Origin of the sequence: Lancefieldella parvula, assembly GCF_963547875.1 — a bacterium.
Taxonomy (GTDB): Bacteria; Actinomycetota; Coriobacteriia; order Coriobacteriales; family Atopobiaceae; genus Lancefieldella; species Lancefieldella parvula_D.
In genome coordinates, this window is record NZ_CAUUSI010000001.1 from 114,818 (window position 1) to 133,327 (window position 18,510).

The following is an 18,510-nucleotide window of genomic DNA, read 5'->3' on the forward strand; positions in this document are numbered from 1 at the left end:
ACGTTGAAGCCCCTATACTTAATCCTCGTAGGTTTGTATTCAAAAACTTCAAGGATGCTACGTCCAATCAAACAGTTAAGTGTTTGATATTTGGTCGTATTTGGGGAGATATCCGATGGACAGCAATGCTATTGCTCACGAGATTCTTAATGCAATAGGCGGCTCAAAAAACTTAACTCACAACGAAGTGTGCATGACACGACTTCGTCTTTCTATCAACGATATGACGCTTATAGACCATGAACAGCTGGCCACAGCCACTGGTGTTCTTGGTATTGTAGGAAAAGGTGCCAACGGACTTGAGGTAGTCTTTGGCCCCAATCTTGTGTGTCAAGTAAACGATGCCCTTAGTCACATTTTGGGTGAGCCAGAAAAGACTTTTTGTTCGTTAGATGAGAAGCGAGTAGATCTTCCCACTCATCACAACGAAGAGGTGGATGAGCTAATCTCTTTGCTTACTCAAAAAAATACCCTTGATCAAGACGAAGAAGACTTTGACAGCCTTGCCTCTGACTTAGACGCAGAAGACTTTGAAGACAACTATGAGGATGACCTCGACGCTCCTCGCCTACTCATAATCAACGGCCCAAACATCAACATGCTGGGCATTCGTGAGCCAGAGGTTTATGGAAAAGCTGACTACAAAACTCTTATAGAGACTTGTAAGGAAGAAGCCCTCTCTCAAGGTTTCTCTGATTGTGTGTGTTATCAATCAAACCATGAGGGTGATCTAGTTGATGCGATCCAGGACGCGCTGGGCAGCTACGATGGCATTATTATCAATCCTGCCGCCTATACGCACACCTCAGTTGCTCTGCTCGACGCGGCACTTGCGGTGCAAATTCCTATGATTGAGGTGCATCTTACTGACATCTCTACCAGAGAAGACTTTAGACACATTTCTTATATAAAAGACGCATGCTTTGCTACAGTTGCTGGTAAAGGAATTGACAGCTATAGAGAAGCAATCCAACTGATGGCGGTTCATCTCAAAGATGAAGCATAACCAATTGCTTATAGCCATTTGGCGAGAAACACAAACCTGCTGTAATGCTAAATTGCAGCAGGTTTTTTATGAACACGTAAGTACATCTGACTCGGTTATCACCACATCTACGGCAACATCAGATGCTGTATGAGGAAGCATCGTCTGGCTCAAATTTTGCTGGTAAGCAAGACAAATTTTCTTGCCAGGGTACGTAGACAAGAACCGATCATAAAAACCAGCACCATAACCCAAGCGATACCCCTTTGTATCAACAAGAAGCGCTGGAACAATGCAGATTGAAGCGTCCATCTGCTCTTCTGTTAAAGCCGGTAATTCTTTTGGCGGTTCAAGTAGACCAAAAGGAGCAGCAATAAGTTGATCTAAAGAAGTAATAGCTACGAACTCTAAACAATGTCCAGGTAGACAACGAGGTACCGCCACCGTTTTCCCATCGCGTAGAGCGCTCTCAATAATCATCCTGGTAGAAACTTCAGATGAAACAGAAACATACGTTAAAACAGTAGTTGCTTCTACATATTCAGAGGTTGCAAGAAGTTTCTGAGTAATGCGATCATCAAGCACGGACCTCTCTTGCTCAGAAAGAGCTTCTCTTGCTGCTAGACGTTCTTCTCGCAAACGTTGTTTTTCTAATGCCGCAGTATCCATAAAGCCTCCCCTCTAGCTAAGAATAACAACATTTTTGTGGACATTTGGAGAAGAAACAGACACCTGTCGCAATAAATGTGACTAATTCTCAACAATTTTTATATAGCTTTCTTTTTAGCAAATTCCTGACCTGCGCAAATGTAAACCGTTTCTAACTTGTCAAAATATTGCGTATTTGTCACTTGTCTAGCACTACATATTGAGTAAAGTTAGAGGTCGCAACTAATATTTGACGTCATTTGTCCAAAGACATACCTGCTGTCAAAATTAGTCTCAAGATTGCTATTTGTAAACTGCTGAGCGGCCATGCTCCACTCAACACGCTCAGCATGAACGCGGATATATACATTGTCCGTGTAAAAAGGAGTGTGTTATGCAGGAAACACCAGCACAGGAGGCTTGGAACGGCTTTGTCGGTGGCAACTGGCAAAGAGCTGTTGATGTCCGAGACTTCATTCAGAAGAATTACACCCCTTATGACGGTGATGATTCCTTCCTCGCTGGTCCAACTGAGGCTACTACAAAGCTTTGGGCGGATGTTATGGATCTCTTTGCACAAGAGACCGCAAACGGTGGCGTACTTGATATGGACACCAAAAAGGTTTCCACTATCACCTCCCACGAGGCTGGCTACATTGACAAACCACTTGAGCAGATTGTTGGTCTCCAGACTGACAAACCCCTCAAGCGCGCTCTGATGGTAGACGGCGGCGTTCGTATGGCAATGGCTGCATGCAAGGCCTACGGTTATGAAGTTGACCCAGAGATTGTTGACTTCTACACCTATCGTCGCAAGACTCACAACGCTGGTGTTTTTGATGTCTACACCGAGGACATGCGCAAATGCCGTCACTCCCATATCATTACCGGTCTGCCTGACGCATACGGCCGTGGCCGCATCATCGGCGATTATCGTCGTGTTGCTCTCTATGGTGTTGACGCTCTTATCACTGATAAGACAAATCAGAAAAACGGCACCAGTTCCATCATGGACGAGAAGACCATTCGTCATCGCGAGGAGCTCTCCGAGCAGATTCGCGCTCTCAAAGAGCTTAAGCAGCTTGGCGAGATTTATGGTTTTGATTTGAGCCGTCCTGCAGAGAACTTCAAAGAGGCTGTTCAGTGGCTCTACCTGGGCTACCTAGCAGCTGTAAAAGAGCAGAATGGCGCTGCAATGTCCATTGGTCGTAACACCACCTTCCTGGACATCTATGCAGAGCGCGATCTTGCTCGTGGCACCTTCACTGAGTCAGAGATTCAGGAGATTGTTGACCACCTGGTTATGAAGCTTCGCATGGTCAAGTTTGCTCGCACTCCTGAGTACAACGAGCTCTTCTCCGGAGACCCTCAGTGGGTCACTGAGTCCATTGGTGGTATTGGCGTTGATGGCCGCTCCATGGTTACCAAGTCCAGCTTCCGCTGGCTCCACACCCTTGAGAACATGGGTACCAGCCCAGAGCCTAACCTGACCGTTCTGTGGTCTACCAAGCTTCCAGAGGGCTTTAAGCGCTACTGTGCAAAAATCTCTATTACCACCAGCTCCATTCAGTACGAGAACGACGATCTTATGCGTGTCTATCATGGCGATGACTACGCAATTGCTTGCTGCGTCAGCTCCATGCGCGTTGGTAAAGAGATGCAGTTCTTTGGCGCTCGTGCCAACCTTGCTAAATGCCTGCTTTACGCAATCAATGGCGGCCGTGACGAGAAGACCGGCGAGCAGATTGGTCCTAAGTACCGTGCCGTTGAAGGCGAGTACCTTGATTACGACGATGTCTTCTCCAAGTACTTGGATATGATGCGCTGGCTTGCAGGCGTTTATGTCAACGCTCTTAATGCAATCCACTACATGCACGATAAGTACAGCTACGAGCGCATCCAGATGGCTCTGCACGATGAGCATGTTCACCGTTGGTTTGCAACAGGCATCGCAGGCCTTTCTGTTGTTGCCGACTCCCTCTCTGCAATCAAGTATGCAAAGGTAAGGGTTGTCCGCGATGAGACCGGCCTTGTTACCGATTACGTCACTGAGGGCGACTTCCCTAAGTATGGTAATGATGACGACCGCGTTGACACCATTGCTCATGACATCGTTGAGATTTTCATGAACATGATTCGTCAGAACCACACCTACCGTGATTCTGTTCCAACAACTTCTATCCTGACCATTACCTCAAACGTTGTATATGGTAAGGCTACTGGCAACACCCCTGACGGCCGCCGCGCGGGCGTTCCTTTTGCTCCTGGCGCTAACCCAATGCACCACCGCGATACCCACGGTGCTGTTGCGTCTCTAGCCTCCGTTGCTAAGCTTCCATTTAACGACGCACAGGACGGTATTTCCAATACCTTCTCAATCATTCCTAATGCTCTTGGTAAGGGCTCTGACGTCTACTTCCATGGCAGTGAGCTTGACCTTGAGCACATCGACTTCTCTGATATGAATCTTGATATTCAGATTGAGAACAAGATTGATTGCGCCTGTGAGGCAAACCCATCCGCAGCTGAAGGTGCTGAGGATCGTAAATAACAAGCCCTGGCGAGAAGATCTATCTACACGTTTCTTCTCGCCAACAAACTCGTAAGGAGAAACACATGCAGTCCAACGAAGTAGCTTCCGAGCAGATTGACAACCTTGTAAACATGATTGATGGCTATGCCGAGAAGGGCGGTCATCACCTCAACGTTAACGTATTTACTAAGGACACTCTTCTTGATGCTCAGGCACACCCAGAGAAGTATCCTCAGCTGACCATTCGCGTTTCTGGTTACGCTGTTAAGTTCAACTCCCTTACCAAAGAGCAGCAGGACGACGTTATTTCTCGTACCTTCCACGACGCTCTCTAAGGATTTCTTGTCCATGTCTTGTTCTGATACTCACATGGATCTCAATGACCCGCTCACAGTTTGTGGGCGGGTCCACTCTATTGAGACCTTTGGTACTGTAGATGGTCCTGGAACTCGCCTGGTTGTATTTACCCAGGGATGTCCCATGCGCTGTGCCTATTGTCACAATCCAGATACCTGGCAATTTGGTATTGGAACAGAAAAATCGGTAAAAGAAATTCTTGCCACCTTTAACCGTAATAGAGCTTTTTATAGAAACGGCGGAATTACAGCCACTGGCGGCGAACCACTCGCTCAGCCTGAGTTTATCGGTGCTCTGTTTGAGGCGGCTCATAATGACCCGCAAGGACGCATTCATACCTGTCTTGACTCTTCTGGCGTTGCGTATAATCCAGAAACTCCAGAAAAATTTGAGCGCGTTCTAAATAACACTGATTTAGTGCTCCTTGATATCAAGCACTCTGATCCAAAGGGCCACATTAGTCTTTGCGAAGTTGGATCAGAAAGACCACTTGCGTTTGGCAATGAGCTTAACCGTAGGGGTATTAAAGTTCTTATCAGACATGTTGTAGTGCCTGGAATTACTGATTCACCAGAAGAACTTGCTGGCGTTGGTAGAATCATTGCTCACTGGGATAACGTTATTGGATTAGATCTACTTCCCTATCACGTGATGGGCGTAAAAAAGTATGAAGAGCTAGGTATCCCCTACAAACTTGCTGGCACTCCTGCCATGGATGGCAAAAAGATTCCTGAGCTGCGCAAGCAAATCCTTATTGCTCGTGCCCTTGAACGCAAACAGCTTGGAAAACAGTAGATGTTATATACATTTACTTAGATAATCTTTTACCGAAATACTATATATTGTAAAAAATTACAAATAAGAGTAAAGTTCTTACAAAGTAGCACTTATCTTTTCTCATCTGAGGAGGAGATATGTGGTATTGCAAGAGTCTTATCAAAACGGCTATAAGGCAACCTTCATTGTGGCTTGCTACCTGTGTTTTTGCGGCTCTTTTACTAATTCCGGTTTTTACAAATCTAGATACATACAGCATAAATTTTGCTCGAAATGGTGTCGTAAGTAATGAATATGACTATCTTGTCAAACAAGCGGAAAGTTATGGCTCTGATCAGCGCTCATCGGAAAGTTTTAAAGCTCTTGAAAAGCAACTAGAGCTGCTAGGAAACGTTAGGCTTGCCACAACAAGCGAGCAATTCTATCAAGCAAGCTTAACCTACTATTCATTTGTGTTATCAAACAATTTAGCTCTTAGACTCTACGATAATGACTTTTATTATTTAGCTCAGAAAGCATTTTCTCAAAAGATGCAGCAAGTTCCATTAAGTAATCAATATGAGACTGAGAGTAAATTACCAGCTATACACTCAATTTCATACTCAATAAATAGATTGCCTGTTGTTTTGAGATTTCTGCCAGCAATTGGAACCTTCATTGCTTTAGCACAAATCACTTCTCGAGAAAAACTTCTAGGAAAAGATCAAATACCTTACCTGCAGCGTCTTTCTGGATGTATTGGCGCGTCTACGATTATTGCTGCCGGCATTTGTTTCTGTTCGTATATTCCCTTGTTTACCATTGAATTGATACGTAACGGAATTGGATTAACTTCTTACCCTGTTGTTCTAGTTCAGGCAGGAACTATATACACTTCAAATGCTCTCCAGTGTGCCGTATGGTCTGTTACATATACCGCGGTAACTAACATGTTTGTCTCCTTAGTTTTAATCTGTGCTTTCTCTATTACCCGTAAGTTTCTTATATCTCTAGTGCTCTACTTTCTTGTAATTTGTTCATCTATCTTTGCAATGAGTCTTTCTTCACCTCAGCTGCTTTTAGGGTGGATAGAGTACCTCCCCATTGGTTATTTGGACATTGGCGCAATAATTGGTTTCGTTGGAGATACTCAGTTTTTCACAAACAAGATTGACTATGCACAACCTCAACCTTTATATGGACTGCTCATATTCATGCTGTGGGCTGTTTTAATTATTTTTATAACTATCGGAATCAATAAACTCAGGAAATTATTGCAAGCAGACTTAGTGGGTGTAATAAAAAAATGCTTAAGCTCAATGATGTCTCAATAGGCTATAAAGACAAGGCCGTCTTAAACAATGTTACATTCTCATTCAGTCCAGGAGGAGTCTACGGACTTATGGCTCCAAATGGCTTTGGAAAGAGCACCTTGCTGAAAACTCTAAATGGAGATATCAGTTTATTAAAATCAGGATTAATAACTTGCGATGATATCTCAATTATCGATTCGGATATTTATGCTCAAGAGGTCTATTACTCACCTGAAGATAATTCAATTTTATATACAACAATGAATGGGAAATTCCACTTGGAACTTGTCAAAAAGATATGGAGATCAGAAGCTAATATTGATACTCCTCTCAAAATGCTCGACGCATTAAATCTAAAATCTCAAAAAATTAGCAAGTTCTCACAGGGAATGAAAATGCAGCTACAGCTTGCCATGGCTTTTGTTTCGCAATCGCCTTACATTCTTTTAGATGAACCGCTCAACGCACTTGATATACAACACGCAGAGTATAGTTCGCATCTGATTAAAACACTGGCAGAACATGGTGCATGCGTCATTATCTCCTCTCATTTACCAGAAGAATTAGATAGAGTATGTACCTCTTTTATATTCATTAAAAACAAAACCCTACAGCAAGTTGATGCATGCAAAGAATCGAGGTCTTTATATCACAAGTTGTTTGACTGCTCAGCTGAATAAGGAGCTTATATGTGGCATCTAATATCTAATATAAAGCTATTGTTGAAACACCCTTTCACATGGCTAGTAATATGTGTCTTAACAGTTTATTTTTCTTCTATTCTTATTCAACCATCTGTGTCTAACTGGTTTTTAGACTGGAATTCGCGTGAGGTTTTTAATGAAACTTATTTAAATTACAAGAGAGAATACGAGAGCGGGATAGAACAACAGATTTCTGATGATGATTTAATTCAATTAACTAAAAAACTCTCAATAACCTATGCTCTGGCAAACAGTCAGGATAGTTTAGATTTTGTACAAAGATACTTAGATTTCTTAAATAACCAACTAGAAGACGCGCAAAGTGGGCGTCAAACTGCGGAATCTATCTACGACTTACAGGCCAAGCAACTATATTATGAGCATCTTTCGCGATTGGGAAATAGCGCACTCTACAAAGACGTACAACAATACCCTTTGATTGAAATGATGGCGTCTCTGTTTTTAAATAGAACACCATTAGCAATCTATGCAGCTATCGGTATATTTTCATTCATCGCCGCAAAAAATAGTCATAGAAATAAGCTATTGGGAAATAGGCAACTAACCTTTGTACGATTTCATATATCAAAATGCCTATCTATTCTTTTTACAGGAATAATCTCGTTCGCTATTTCTATTACGCCATTACTCTTATATGCACTGATCCGTAATGGTTTAGGACGACCAGATTACCCTGTAGTATTTAGAAGAGGTGGCGAAATTATCTATTCGTCTGCGCTTCAATTAATCACATCACAGCTCATACTTATTATTTTGTTTTCAATTCTAGTCATCACCTTCTATGAATTGCTATTGACTATTTCTAAAGAGCCAACTATTTCTCTTCTTATAGTCATCATCCTGTTATGCATCCCGTTTTATCCTAAATATTTCTTAACACGAGACTTTCAACAGTCAATTATCAAATGGATACCACTCACGTATTTGGATTCTAAGTCAATAGTGGGAGCCTTAGAAATCTTCCCTACCACGGATGTATTTAAGTCTGGAAGAATTTCGTATTTTGAAGTTTGTCTCGAAACGCTTCTATGGACCTTCATCTTGATACTTATGACTGTAACTATTGCTTTGATTAATAAAGCAGTTGTAAGAAGCAAATTGATAACACAAGGATGCTGTCAAACGAAAGGGGCTAGTAATGAAGGTTGATAAACAACTAAAACGTAGGCTTTTCAATTGAAGCATTCTTGTTAGATACGCCGACGAAAGTCGGCGTATCGTTTTCAGCGATTAGCAACTCATTATTTAAACCATAGCTTGGAATGCGGTAAACTTACTAAGTTCACGCATTAATTTACTTCAAGGAGTCACTATGCCAAATGAAGGCAGTTATGAAGCAGCTGTTCGCCGTTCTGATGAAATCCAGGCTGATCTAGCCGAGCATGCAGGAAAGTACAACATGCTTACAGGGGATCGTCCCACTGGAAGACTTCACCTTGGCCATTACTTTGGCACTATTGTTGAGCGCGTAAGACTCCAAAATCTTGGTGTTCATACCAATATTATTATTGCTGACTACCAAGTCATTACAGACAGAGACACCACTGAGCATATTGCAGACAATGTCTACAATATGGTTATTGATTATCTGGCCTGCGGAATTGATCCAGAGAAAACCATGATTTTCACGCATTCTGCAGTCCCAGCTCTCAATCAGCTTATGTTGCCGTTCCTCTCGCTTGTTACCGAGTCTGAGCTTCATAGAAATCCAACTGTTAAGGCGGAGCAGGAAGCATCTGGACATGCTCTCACCGGTCTTCTCCTCACCTATCCTGTCCATCAGGCATGCGACATTCTTTTCTGCAAAGGAAATATTGTTCCTGTTGGTCGCGATCAGCTACCTCACATCGAGATTACTTCTAAGATTGCCCGTCGCTTTAATGAGCGCTACGGCAAGGTGTTCCCAGAGGTTTCTGGCCTTCTCACCTCTACCCCATTGATTCCAGGTCTTGATGGACGCAAGATGAGCAAGTCTTACGGCAATGCTATCTCGCTTTCTATGACAGCCGAAGAGACTGCCAAGCTTATCAAGAAGTCCAAGACTGATTCCGAGCGCATGATTACCTTTGACCCGGAAAACCGTCCTGGCGTCTCTGCGCTGCTTACTACTGCTGGCATTTGTACTGGTCGTGATCCAAAAGAGATTGCTGATGAGATTGGCATGGGTGGTGGCGGAGCTCTCAAGGCTTACGTCATTGATGCTGTTAACACCTACTTTGAGCCAATTCGTCAGAGGCGTGCAGAGTTTGCAGCTCAGCCAGACCTTATTCGCGACATCATCCACGACGGAAACGCTCGAGCAAACGTTATTGCTAACGCCACGCTTGACGAGGTTCGCGAGGCAATGGGAATGGTCTACTAAGTGTCTGAGCTCACCTTACATGTTGAACGTATGAGCTATGGTCCAGACGCTATTGCCCATACATCAGAAGGTAAAACGGTCTTCATCTCTGGAGGCGCCGTCCCTGGAGATACCGTCAGTGTACAGATTACCGAGGACTCAGACAGGTTTTCTCGCGGTCAGCTTGTAAAGGTCTTGGAAGCATCTGCGTTCAGAGAGCCTAGCTCCAATCCCTTTGTGGCGCTCACGGGAGCTACTCCTTGGGGCAACATTATCTACGAGCAGCAACTTGTCGAGAAACGCAACGGCGTGATATCTGCTCTTGAACGCATTGGGCGTTTTTCACACGACGATGTTTCTGAACTGGTAAAAGACATTGTTTCCCCTGGCGAACCATGGGGCTATCGCAATAAAATTGAACTGGCGTTTAAACGCAATGGCAATAAAACGCTGGTAGGTATGTATGCACCTAACGGACAGGACATTGTTCGCGTTAAAGACTGTCCACTCTTAGATAAGAGCAACCAGAAGGCTGTTGGTGCCGTAAGCGGCGCCCTCTCCTACCTCTCGGGCTCTCACGAGCTTGATATAGAGCGTATTGGCATCAGAGTGTCTAGACGCACTAAAGAGCTTGAGGTGGCGCTCTGGACCGCTCCGAGCGGCTTCCCACGCACACAAGTGGCCCGCGTTTTGAGTGACGCAGTAAAAGCAACAAGTGTTGTCCGCGTTATGACCAAAGGTCCAAGTAAGGCACGCCGTGTTGTAGGCGTAGAGCGTCTAAGCGGCTCCGGCTCATGGAGCGAGCTTATCGATGGTCAGAAGATGCAGCTTTCTGCACCTTCTTTTTTCCAGGTCAACACTAAAGGTGCCGAGAAACTCGTTGAACTTGTACTTTCTGGTTTGGACGTTCAGCCAGACGATGAGGCTATGGACCTCTACTGTGGAGCAGGAACTTTTACGCTTCCTCTCGCAAAACGTGCAGGATTTGTTTCTGCTGTTGAAGCTTATGGTCCAGCAGTTAGAGATTTGCGCCGCAATCTTGAGCTAGCCAGGCTTGATAACGTTGACGCAGTAGGTGGAGACGCAGGTAGAGAATTCCCTGACACGGATGCTGATGTGATTATTGTTGATCCACCTCGTGCAGGACTTGCTCCTGAGGTTATTCAGCAGCTTTCTAAACAGCCTGCACGTGCTATTGCATACGTTTCATGTGACCCCGCAACGCTTGCCCGTGACCTTAAGCGCTTTGTTGAGATTGGCTCATATAAGCCTGTAAGTGTGACCCCGGTAGATCTATTCCCACAGACCTTCCATGTGGAAAACATTTGCCTGCTTAAGCGGATTTAAATAGGGTTATTCAGGAGATGCAATGGGATATATAAATTCCATCAAAATTGCCATGCTTGTCTTTCCTGTTTTGGCATTTTTCATTACCCTGCCCTATATGATTATCAACTATCGCAAATACGGGTCTATCAATAAGCTTAGGACTTTGATTTTATATTCCTTTGTCTTGTATTTACTTACCATGTACTTCCTGGTAATTCTGCCCCTGCCAGATCCAGATACCGTGCATACCACCTACACACAAATGCTTAATCTGGTTCCCTTTTCCTTTGTTTTTGATTTCTTAAAAGAAAGTCCTTTTGAGATTTCTGAGCCTGCAACCTGGGCTCTTTCAATTAAGGATCCAACGTTTTACGTTCCTGCTTTTAACGTTTTGATGCTCATACCTTTTGGTATGTACCTTCGATATTATTTCAAATGCAGCTTTAAAAAGACGCTTTTGCTTACTGCGCTTCTCAGTCTGTTCTTTGAACTAACTCAGCTCTCTGGTCTTTATTGCTTATATCCAGGACCGTATCGCCTTGCCGATATTGACGATATTATTCAAAACACTACAGGTGGTTGCATTGGATATGCTCTTGGAGCGTTAGCCGTGTGGCTACTTCCTTCTAGAGATAAAATTGATGAAGAAGCACTTGAGGCAGGCTTACAGGTTTCTCAAATCCGTGTTGGCCTATCATTGCTCATCGATACATTTATTGTGGCCATCCCTTACAATCTCTCAAACACCACAATCCCTTTTTCGCTCTTTATTGCTCTCTACTTTGCTGTAATCCCACTTTTTAATGGCAAAACGCTTGGTAGCGCTTTATTGCGTTTTAAGCTCTCATACGAGAAACAAAGAATTTCTCGCACTATGCTAAGAGGATTACTTATCACAATCTATTTCCATCTGATTCCTGACGGCCTATTGTTATTGACTAATGATTTTAATAAGACTCCAGACTCGATGCTATTCCTTGCGCTATTTCCCATTATGTTTGCGGCTTTAATTCTTTTATTTATCATTACCGTTGTACTGATGCTGATGAACAAACGATTCTTGTTTGATCGACTATCTAGCACCTACTACACAAGCACAGTGCAAAATGAACAGCCCACTGAAATTGATACGGTGGAAACTCAAGCGGAGACTCAAGCAGAGGCTGAAAAAGACATTTAAGAGCATCAAATGTGGTTCCAAAAACAGACAAGAAAAGGACGCGTGAACCTACTGATGAAAGAAGAAAGAGAAAGCCCCATTACCCTTTATACACCGTCATTAGAAGATCTTTGGTTTCGTCAAAAGATGATGGCAGATGAAGAAACAATGTCATATAACCATGCATGGGGAGGTACAATTCCTTTCCCAAAAGAGACTTGGCATGGCTGGTATGATTTTTGGATTGTAAAGCATGAGAATAAACGTTATTACAGGTATTTAAAGGATAGCGGCGGTCATTTTATTGGAGAGGTCGCCTATCACTTTGATAGCGATAAGAATATTTATCTTGCAGACGTCATAGTCTACGCACCATATAGAAAAATGGGCTACGGCAGTATTGGATTAAATTTGCTCTGTGATGCGGCTAAACAGAACGGTATTAAGCAGCTCTATGATGATATCGCCATAGACAATCCATCAGTCACGATGTTTTTAAAGAATGGATTTGTTGAAGAGTACAGAACTAGCGAAATTATCATGCTCAAAAAAGAGCTATAAAGGTGCTTCAACAAGACAGTTGTACTAAATGAAGCGGTTGTTCTAAAAAATTAAACCTTTTATATATGCAGGTCAGATGTACACTTACTACTTCAAGTAATGTTCTTTCAATTATCTGCGCCTTTGTTGTTGCATAACAGCAAAGAAACGTGTAAAAAATACATTGCAATCAAGTACTCTTGAATGCAAGATAAGTATTACTCGAGTAAGGGGCTCGAGATACGGAGAGGAATGTATTATGAAGGCAACAGTTAATGAGGATTGCATCGGTTGCGGTCTCTGCGAGAGCACTGCTCCTGAGGTATTCGAGATCGGCGACGACGGTCTTGCTCACGCTATTGAGGAAGAGGTTCCTGAGGCTGCAGAGGACGCAGCACAGGAGGCTTGCGACGGCTGCCCAGTCACCGCTATTGAGCTTGACTAGTTTTTAGCTTAGCTTTTCTTTCTTAGTATGTAAGCCTGATGGGTTTCTCGCCTATCAGGCTTCTTTTTTGGGTACAGTATCAGCATAAGCACAACTGATAGGAACGCATATGATTCTTGCATCACAATCCCCTAGGCGTCTTGAGCTTATGCAGTCTATGGGAATAGATCCGCAGATTATGCCTGCTGATATTGATGAAGCTCAAAAAGTTGACGAGAAACCCCTTGCGCTGGTAAAGCGCCTGGCTCAAGAAAAAGCCATTGCGGTGTGTTATAAGCTCATGGAGCAGCCTAACTTTGAGCAGCTCAACAACGAGATTGTCCTCGCGGCAGATACCATTGTTTGGACAGACGACGGCCAGGTTTTTGGCAAGCCTGTAGACGCTGAAGACGCCAAACGCATGCTTTCTAAGCTTTCAGGCCAGACTCACCACGTATCCACCGGTGTTGCTCTGCGACGCTTTAAGGCTTTCAAGTCCCCTTCTCCTGACGGAGCACCATCTGTTGTTGCCGTAACGTTTGTGGAGAATACTGACGTCACGTTTTTCGAACTCTCCGAAGACGAGATTGCTGCCTATGTTGCCTCGGGCGAGCCAATGGACAAGGCTGGCGCCTACGGCATTCAGGGAAATGGTCGCTATCTGGTTCAGAGTATTCAGGGAGATTACGAGAATGTCGTGGGACTCCCCGTCTCTTTGCTTTCTCGCGAGCTAGTTAAATTTACCGGTAATCATGACTATCTTGAGCACGCTCTTGCGGGTCGTAAGCACTAAAGCTGCTTCTATAGATAACAAAACCCTCGTATCATCATAGATACGAGGGTTTTGCTTTTAGATTTGAAAGAACGTTTAGTTGAACTTAACAACTTTCTGAGCTACGCGATAGCCACCAATAGTGACCGTCTTACCAATCTTGCCAGGAAGGTTTGTAGCAGTGCCTACAAGACCGTAGCGAGCCTTGCGGTACATCTTCTTGTCATAAGCGCGAAGCTCATCCCAGAGCTCCTCAAGCTGGTCCATAGCGTCCTCACGGTCGCTCATCTTAGAGAAAACTGAGCAGATAGCCATGATGATAGTGAAGTAACTCATCATGTACGTCTGAAGACGTGGAGAAGAGATATCGTCGTAGATGTGATATGCGTGCATCATATTGCGCGCTACGCGCCAGTAGTGATCAACGCGGCTTGTTAAGACCTTCTCGTTAACTGATTGATCGTCTCGGCCAATGAAGTAACGATACAGGTCAACGTCAACGTAGTAGATGGTCTTTACCTTAGGGAATGGAACGTAGGCGTAAACATTATCTACATAGAAAGTGTGCTCAGGCATCTGAATGTTTGCAGAGCGCAGAACCTCAACGCGGTACGTAATTGCGTGCATCAGAAGGTACTGAGACAGCTTGAAGCGGCCAATCTCTTCCCAGCCAATAATCTTGTTAGTAGGAACCGCGTCGCGATAGTCTACAAAGTTTTGGGTATTATCCTCAACGTGCTCGTAGACGTAGTTTGAGAGTACCAGGTCAACAGGGTTATCGGAGGCAATAAAAGTACGAAGTTGCTGAAGGAAGGTCTTCAGAGCATCACCATCTACCCAGTCATCTGAGTCAATGTTTTTGAAGTACACGCCATCAGCATGAGAAACAGCCTTCATAACAGCAATGCCGTGGCCGCCGTTTTCCTGATGGACTGCCTTAATGATGTTTGGATAACGCTCCTGCCATGCATCAGCCTTAGCAGCAGTGTCATCTTTTACAGAACCGTCGTCAACAATAACAATCTGCACGTCATCGGCATAATCAGAGCCCTCAAGAATAGACTCAATACAGTGATCCATGTACTCCGAAGAGTTGTAGCATGGAATACCAAAAGTGATTGTCTTTTTCATGCAAGCTCCCTATGCCTGATGAGCAATAAGCTCGTCAGAGAGTTCCAGTGCAGAAGCAACAACGCCATCCATATCGTAGTAACGATACTCAGCAAGGCGACCAACTGCGTGGAAGTTCAGAATGCCAGAGGTGCGCTCCTTGTAAGAGCGATAGAGCTCCTGATTTTCTGGCTCGAGAATAGCGTAATAAGGAGTCTGACCACTCTCTGGAACATATGCGTGTGAGTACTCACGCATGATGGTAGTTTTACCAGGAAGAACCTGACCAGTCATGTTCTTAAACTCAGTGATACGAGTAAAGTCCTCGCTGGTAGTGTAATTGACGGTACCAACAGGCTGGAACTGGTCCTGATCAAGCGTCTCAAACTGCATATCAAGCGTACGATAAGGCAGAGCACCCTGATCAAGGTTGAAGAGCTCATCCAGAGGTCCGGTGTAGATTACCTCACCTGCAAATGGTTTCTCGCAAACAGACACGTTAGAAGCGCTGAGCTTCATGATGTCACGAACATCAACATCCAAAAAGACGTCAATCAAGTCATGGTCAAGCATGTTTTCAAAGAGCTTGGTGTAGCCCTCTTTTGGCATGCCCTGATAGGTTGCACCTGGGAAGTAACGGTCATCATCGCCGACAAAAATTGGAACGCGACCTGTGATGGACTTGTCAATCTGGTCTGGAGTCTTACCCCACTGCTTCATGGTGTAGTGCAGAAAAACGTTCTCGTAAACGTAGTCAGCAATCTCTTCCAGATCTGGATCGTTCTTCTCGCGAAGCTCCATGATAGGAACTTTAACGTTCTCACCAAACGTAAGAACCAGCTTCTGATAGAGTTTCTCGCCACGCTCTTCTCCAAAGGCAAGCTTCAAAGACTGGTGGTTAAAAGGAACAGGCATCAGCTGGCCGTTAATGTTTGCTAGAACTTTGTGCTGGTAGTTAGTCCACTCAGTAAAGCGCGAGAGGAACTGGTGAACGCGGTCACTCATGGTGTGATAGATGTGTGGACCGTACTCGTGAACAAGAACGCCCGCGTCATCAAGGCGATCGTAAGCGTTGCCGGCAATGTGATTTCTGCGCTCAAAGATTGCCACCTTTGAATTGCAGTTTTCTGCCATACGACGAGCAACAACTGCGCCTGCATAGCCAGCTCCAACAACAATAACATCGTAGTTGTCGGGGTTAAAACCGGCAGGAAGACCATGATTGATAGACATGTAAACCTCCGTGTGCGCCTAAGTGCGCAGGATTTGTATGTGAAACTTCACTCATTTTAACACGCGTCTATAAAGTGAGCCACGCGGGGCGCAAAGCTCTGCCGTTAGGCGTAAAATATGCAACTGGTATGAAAATGCATTTCTTGGCTTTTTGTGTCTAGCTTTTATACAAACTACAAGCTGAGAAGTGCAAAATTCAACGAGGCACAGATGTCAAAGTATGATTGGAGCACGACACATGAGCAAGTTTCTTGACCGTATGAAAGAAACCGCTAAGTCCGACGTAAAGACTATTGTTCTTCCAGAGGGCGAGGACCAGCGTACCATCGATGCAGCTAAGAAGATTGTTGCAGAAGGTATTGCAAAGGTCATTATTCTGGGCAATCCTGAGCAGATTGATGTTCCAGGAGCAACTGTGGTAGATCCTGCTACTGACGAGCGCCATGAGGTATATGCTCAGAAGTTTGCTGAACTTCGTGCTCGCAAGGGCGTCACCATTGAGGAAGCTCGCAAGCAGATGAACGACGCCACCTACTTTGCAACCATGATGGTTAAGATGGGCGACGCTGACGGCCTGGTTTCTGGCGCTTGCCACTCTACCGCAAACACCCTAAGGCCTGCTCTGCAGATCATCAAGACTGCTCCTGGTACCAAGCTTGTTTCTGCATTCTTTATCATGAGCACCACTACTGACTTTGGTGAGGACGGCACCCTGCTCTTTGCTGACTGCGGCCTCAACATTGACCCATCTGCAGAGGAGCTCTCCGAGATTGCTCTTGCTTCCGCTGATTCTTGGCGCGCATTTATGAGCGAGGAGCCTCGCGTTGCCATGCTCTCCTACTCCACTATGGGCTCTGCTGGCGGCGCAACTGCCGAGAAGGTCCAGGAGGCCACAAAGCTTGCTCACGAGAAGAACGCTGAGCTTGCACTCGACGGCGATCTTCAGCTTGATGCAGCTCTTGTTCCTGAGGTTGGCAAGCTCAAGGCTCCATTCTCTAAGGTTGCAGGAAACGCAAACATCCTGGTCTTCCCTAACCTTGAGGCTGGCAACATTGGCTACAAGCTTGTTCAGCGCTTCAGTGGCGCTGAGGCATACGGTCCAATCCTTCAGGGCATTGCTCGTCCTGTCAACGACCTTTCCCGTGGTTGCTCCGCTGACGATATTGTTGGTGTTGTTGCAATTACTGCTGTTCAAGCTCAGATGGCAGACAACAACTAGTCTTTCTGCTCTTCTAACTTGGTATACTAAGCCAGTCTCAAAAGAGGCTGGCTTATTCTTTAGCTGGAGGCATCTATGTCTGAAATTATTTCTATTTCTAACGGCTCTCTTACCGCTTCAATTGACACCATGGGCGCGCAGCTCATGAGCTTACGCAAAGGTGAGTCCGAATACCTCTGGCAGGGAGATTCCAACTGGTGGCCAAGGCGTGCTCCCATTCTCTTCCCCATTGTTGGTGTACTTAAAGGCGGCAAGGCAGAGTCCGCGGAAGGCACCGTATCTCTTGCCCGTCACGGTCTTGCCCGACTCAACCAATTTGAGATTGTCGAGCAGAGTACCTCTTCTGTAACGCTCCAGCTAAAAAGTACCGAAGAGACTCTCAAGGCCTACCCCTATGACTTTGAACTTAAGCTGATTTTCTCGGTAGATGGCGATACGCTGACGCAAACGTATGAGGTCAACAATCCTGCAAACGTTGTACTGCCGTTTACCCTTGGCGCACACCCGGCATTCAACATTCCGATCCCTGGTGTTGAGGCAGCCTCTTTGGACCAGTATCACCTCTTATTTACGCACTCCTGGACCAGCTACGGCCCTTCTATTACCGACGATGGACTTTGTGACTACGCAACGCCACAAAGGCTTATCGTGGACTCTGACACGCTTTCCCTGTCTTGGGAACTTATTGATCGCGAGAAGACCATCACACTTGAAGACGTTCCTGATAGACGCATTACACTTGCGACTAGCACAGAAGCTCCTTCTGAGGCCCATGGTATTCAAATGGATTTTGAAGGCTTTGATTATCTGGGCATTTGGAGCGCTGCTCCTGGTTGTCCATTTGTTGCTCTTGAGCCATGGTGTGGCATTGCAGATACCGTTGATTGTGACGGCATCTTTGAGCACAAACCGGGCATCATAAGCCTTGAGCCTGGCCAAAGTATTGCTAAAACATTGAATATTAAGGTCTTCTAGCAAACTAGTTGGACACGATGCGACGCCTCGTAATGCATTTCATTTTGTAACCCTATAGACAGCGAGAATGCTTTGAACAAGAAAAGAGCCT

At 44.9% G+C, this 18,510-nt stretch carries 18 protein-coding genes; 15 read left to right on the plus strand and 3 right to left on the minus strand.

Translation table 11 applies throughout. The features are described from left to right. The first annotated feature begins 115 nt into the window (after window positions 1-115). Entirely contained in the window at window positions 116-1,006 is an 891-nt protein-coding gene (locus RWJ96_RS00585; RefSeq protein ID WP_314018334.1) for a type II 3-dehydroquinate dehydratase, read from the plus strand. 66 nt (window positions 1,007-1,072) lie between these two features. Here RWJ96_RS00585 and RWJ96_RS00590 read toward each other — a convergent pair whose 3' ends face one another. Continuing rightward, window positions 1,073-1,654 (minus strand): 5-formyltetrahydrofolate cyclo-ligase, encoded by a 582-nt coding sequence (locus tag RWJ96_RS00590; RefSeq protein ID WP_314018336.1) that lies wholly within the window; start codon window positions 1,652-1,654, stop codon window positions 1,073-1,075. A 373-nt stretch (window positions 1,655-2,027) separates the two neighbouring features. Here RWJ96_RS00590 and pflB point away from each other — a divergent pair, with 373 nt between their 5' ends. The 12 genes from pflB to RWJ96_RS00650 all read left to right on the plus strand — a co-directional run bounded on the left by pflB (window position 2,028) and on the right by RWJ96_RS00650 (window position 13,903). Further along, entirely contained in the window at window positions 2,028-4,184 is a 2,157-nt protein-coding gene (pflB, locus tag RWJ96_RS00595; RefSeq protein ID WP_314018337.1) for a formate C-acetyltransferase, read from the plus strand. A 65-nt stretch (window positions 4,185-4,249) separates the two neighbouring features. Next, window positions 4,250-4,501, plus strand: a complete 252-nt coding sequence (gene grcA3 / locus RWJ96_RS00600) for an autonomous glycyl radical cofactor GrcA3 (RefSeq protein WP_035427399.1) — start codon at window positions 4,250-4,252, stop codon at window positions 4,499-4,501. Window positions 4,502-4,514: 13 nt separating this feature from the next. Further along, entirely contained in the window at window positions 4,515-5,318 is an 804-nt protein-coding gene (gene pflA / locus RWJ96_RS00605) for a pyruvate formate-lyase-activating protein (protein ID WP_314018338.1), read from the plus strand. 119 nt (window positions 5,319-5,437) lie between these two features. Further along, on the plus strand, window positions 5,438-6,613 hold the full coding sequence (locus RWJ96_RS00610; RefSeq protein WP_314018339.1) for a hypothetical protein: 1,176 nt from the start codon (window positions 5,438-5,440) through the stop codon (window positions 6,611-6,613). Further along, window positions 6,586-7,272 carry an ATP-binding cassette domain-containing protein gene (locus RWJ96_RS00615; RefSeq protein ID WP_314018340.1) on the plus strand — a complete coding sequence of 229 codons (687 nt, stop codon included), beginning with the start codon at window positions 6,586-6,588 and terminating at the stop codon, window positions 7,270-7,272. The genes RWJ96_RS00610 and RWJ96_RS00615 overlap by 28 nt, the downstream gene beginning before the upstream one ends. 9 nt (window positions 7,273-7,281) lie before the next feature. Beyond that, window positions 7,282-8,466, plus strand: coding sequence for a hypothetical protein (locus RWJ96_RS00620; protein WP_314018341.1), 1,185 nt, complete (start codon window positions 7,282-7,284; stop codon window positions 8,464-8,466). A 163-nt stretch (window positions 8,467-8,629) separates the two neighbouring features. Beyond that, window positions 8,630-9,679: a tryptophan--tRNA ligase gene (trpS, locus tag RWJ96_RS00625; protein WP_314018342.1), complete on the plus strand. Its 1,050-nt coding sequence runs from the start codon at window positions 8,630-8,632 to the stop codon at window positions 9,677-9,679. After that, window positions 9,680-11,005 carry a 23S rRNA (uracil(1939)-C(5))-methyltransferase RlmD gene (gene rlmD, locus RWJ96_RS00630; RefSeq protein WP_314018343.1) on the plus strand — a complete coding sequence of 442 codons (1,326 nt, stop codon included), beginning with the start codon at window positions 9,680-9,682 and terminating at the stop codon, window positions 11,003-11,005. Window positions 11,006-11,027: 22 nt separating this feature from the next. Beyond that, window positions 11,028-12,167: a VanZ family protein gene (locus tag RWJ96_RS00635; RefSeq protein ID WP_314018344.1), complete on the plus strand. Its 1,140-nt coding sequence runs from the start codon at window positions 11,028-11,030 to the stop codon at window positions 12,165-12,167. 9 nt (window positions 12,168-12,176) lie between these two features. After that, entirely contained in the window at window positions 12,177-12,707 is a 531-nt protein-coding gene (locus RWJ96_RS00640) for a GNAT family N-acetyltransferase (RefSeq protein ID WP_314018345.1), read from the plus strand. 238 nt (window positions 12,708-12,945) lie between these two features. Next, window positions 12,946-13,131: a ferredoxin gene (locus RWJ96_RS00645; RefSeq protein WP_035433296.1), complete on the plus strand. Its 186-nt coding sequence runs from the start codon at window positions 12,946-12,948 to the stop codon at window positions 13,129-13,131. Between the two features lie 109 nt (window positions 13,132-13,240). Beyond that, window positions 13,241-13,903, plus strand: a complete 663-nt coding sequence (locus RWJ96_RS00650) for a Maf family protein (protein WP_314018346.1) — start codon at window positions 13,241-13,243, stop codon at window positions 13,901-13,903. Window positions 13,904-13,978: 75 nt separating this feature from the next. Here the strand turns inward: RWJ96_RS00650 and RWJ96_RS00655 are convergent, their stop codons facing one another. Together RWJ96_RS00655 and glf are read right to left on the minus strand one after the other, a co-directional pair. Beyond that, window positions 13,979-15,013, minus strand: coding sequence for a glycosyltransferase family 2 protein (locus RWJ96_RS00655; protein WP_314007725.1), 1,035 nt, complete (start codon window positions 15,011-15,013; stop codon window positions 13,979-13,981). Between the two features lie 9 nt (window positions 15,014-15,022). After that, on the minus strand, window positions 15,023-16,225 hold the full coding sequence (glf, locus tag RWJ96_RS00660; protein WP_314007727.1) for a UDP-galactopyranose mutase: 1,203 nt from the start codon (window positions 16,223-16,225) through the stop codon (window positions 15,023-15,025). A 238-nt stretch (window positions 16,226-16,463) separates the two neighbouring features. On the opposite strand from glf, the gene pta reads away from it, so the two are divergent. Both pta and RWJ96_RS00670 read left to right on the plus strand, forming a co-directional pair. Beyond that, complete coding sequence (pta, locus tag RWJ96_RS00665) at window positions 16,464-17,444, plus strand: phosphate acetyltransferase (protein ID WP_314018347.1); 981 nt, start codon at window positions 16,464-16,466, stop codon at window positions 17,442-17,444. Between the two features lie 75 nt (window positions 17,445-17,519). Continuing rightward, window positions 17,520-18,419 carry an aldose 1-epimerase family protein gene (locus tag RWJ96_RS00670; protein WP_314018348.1) on the plus strand — a complete coding sequence of 300 codons (900 nt, stop codon included), beginning with the start codon at window positions 17,520-17,522 and terminating at the stop codon, window positions 18,417-18,419. Window positions 18,420-18,510: the final 91 nt, after the last annotated feature.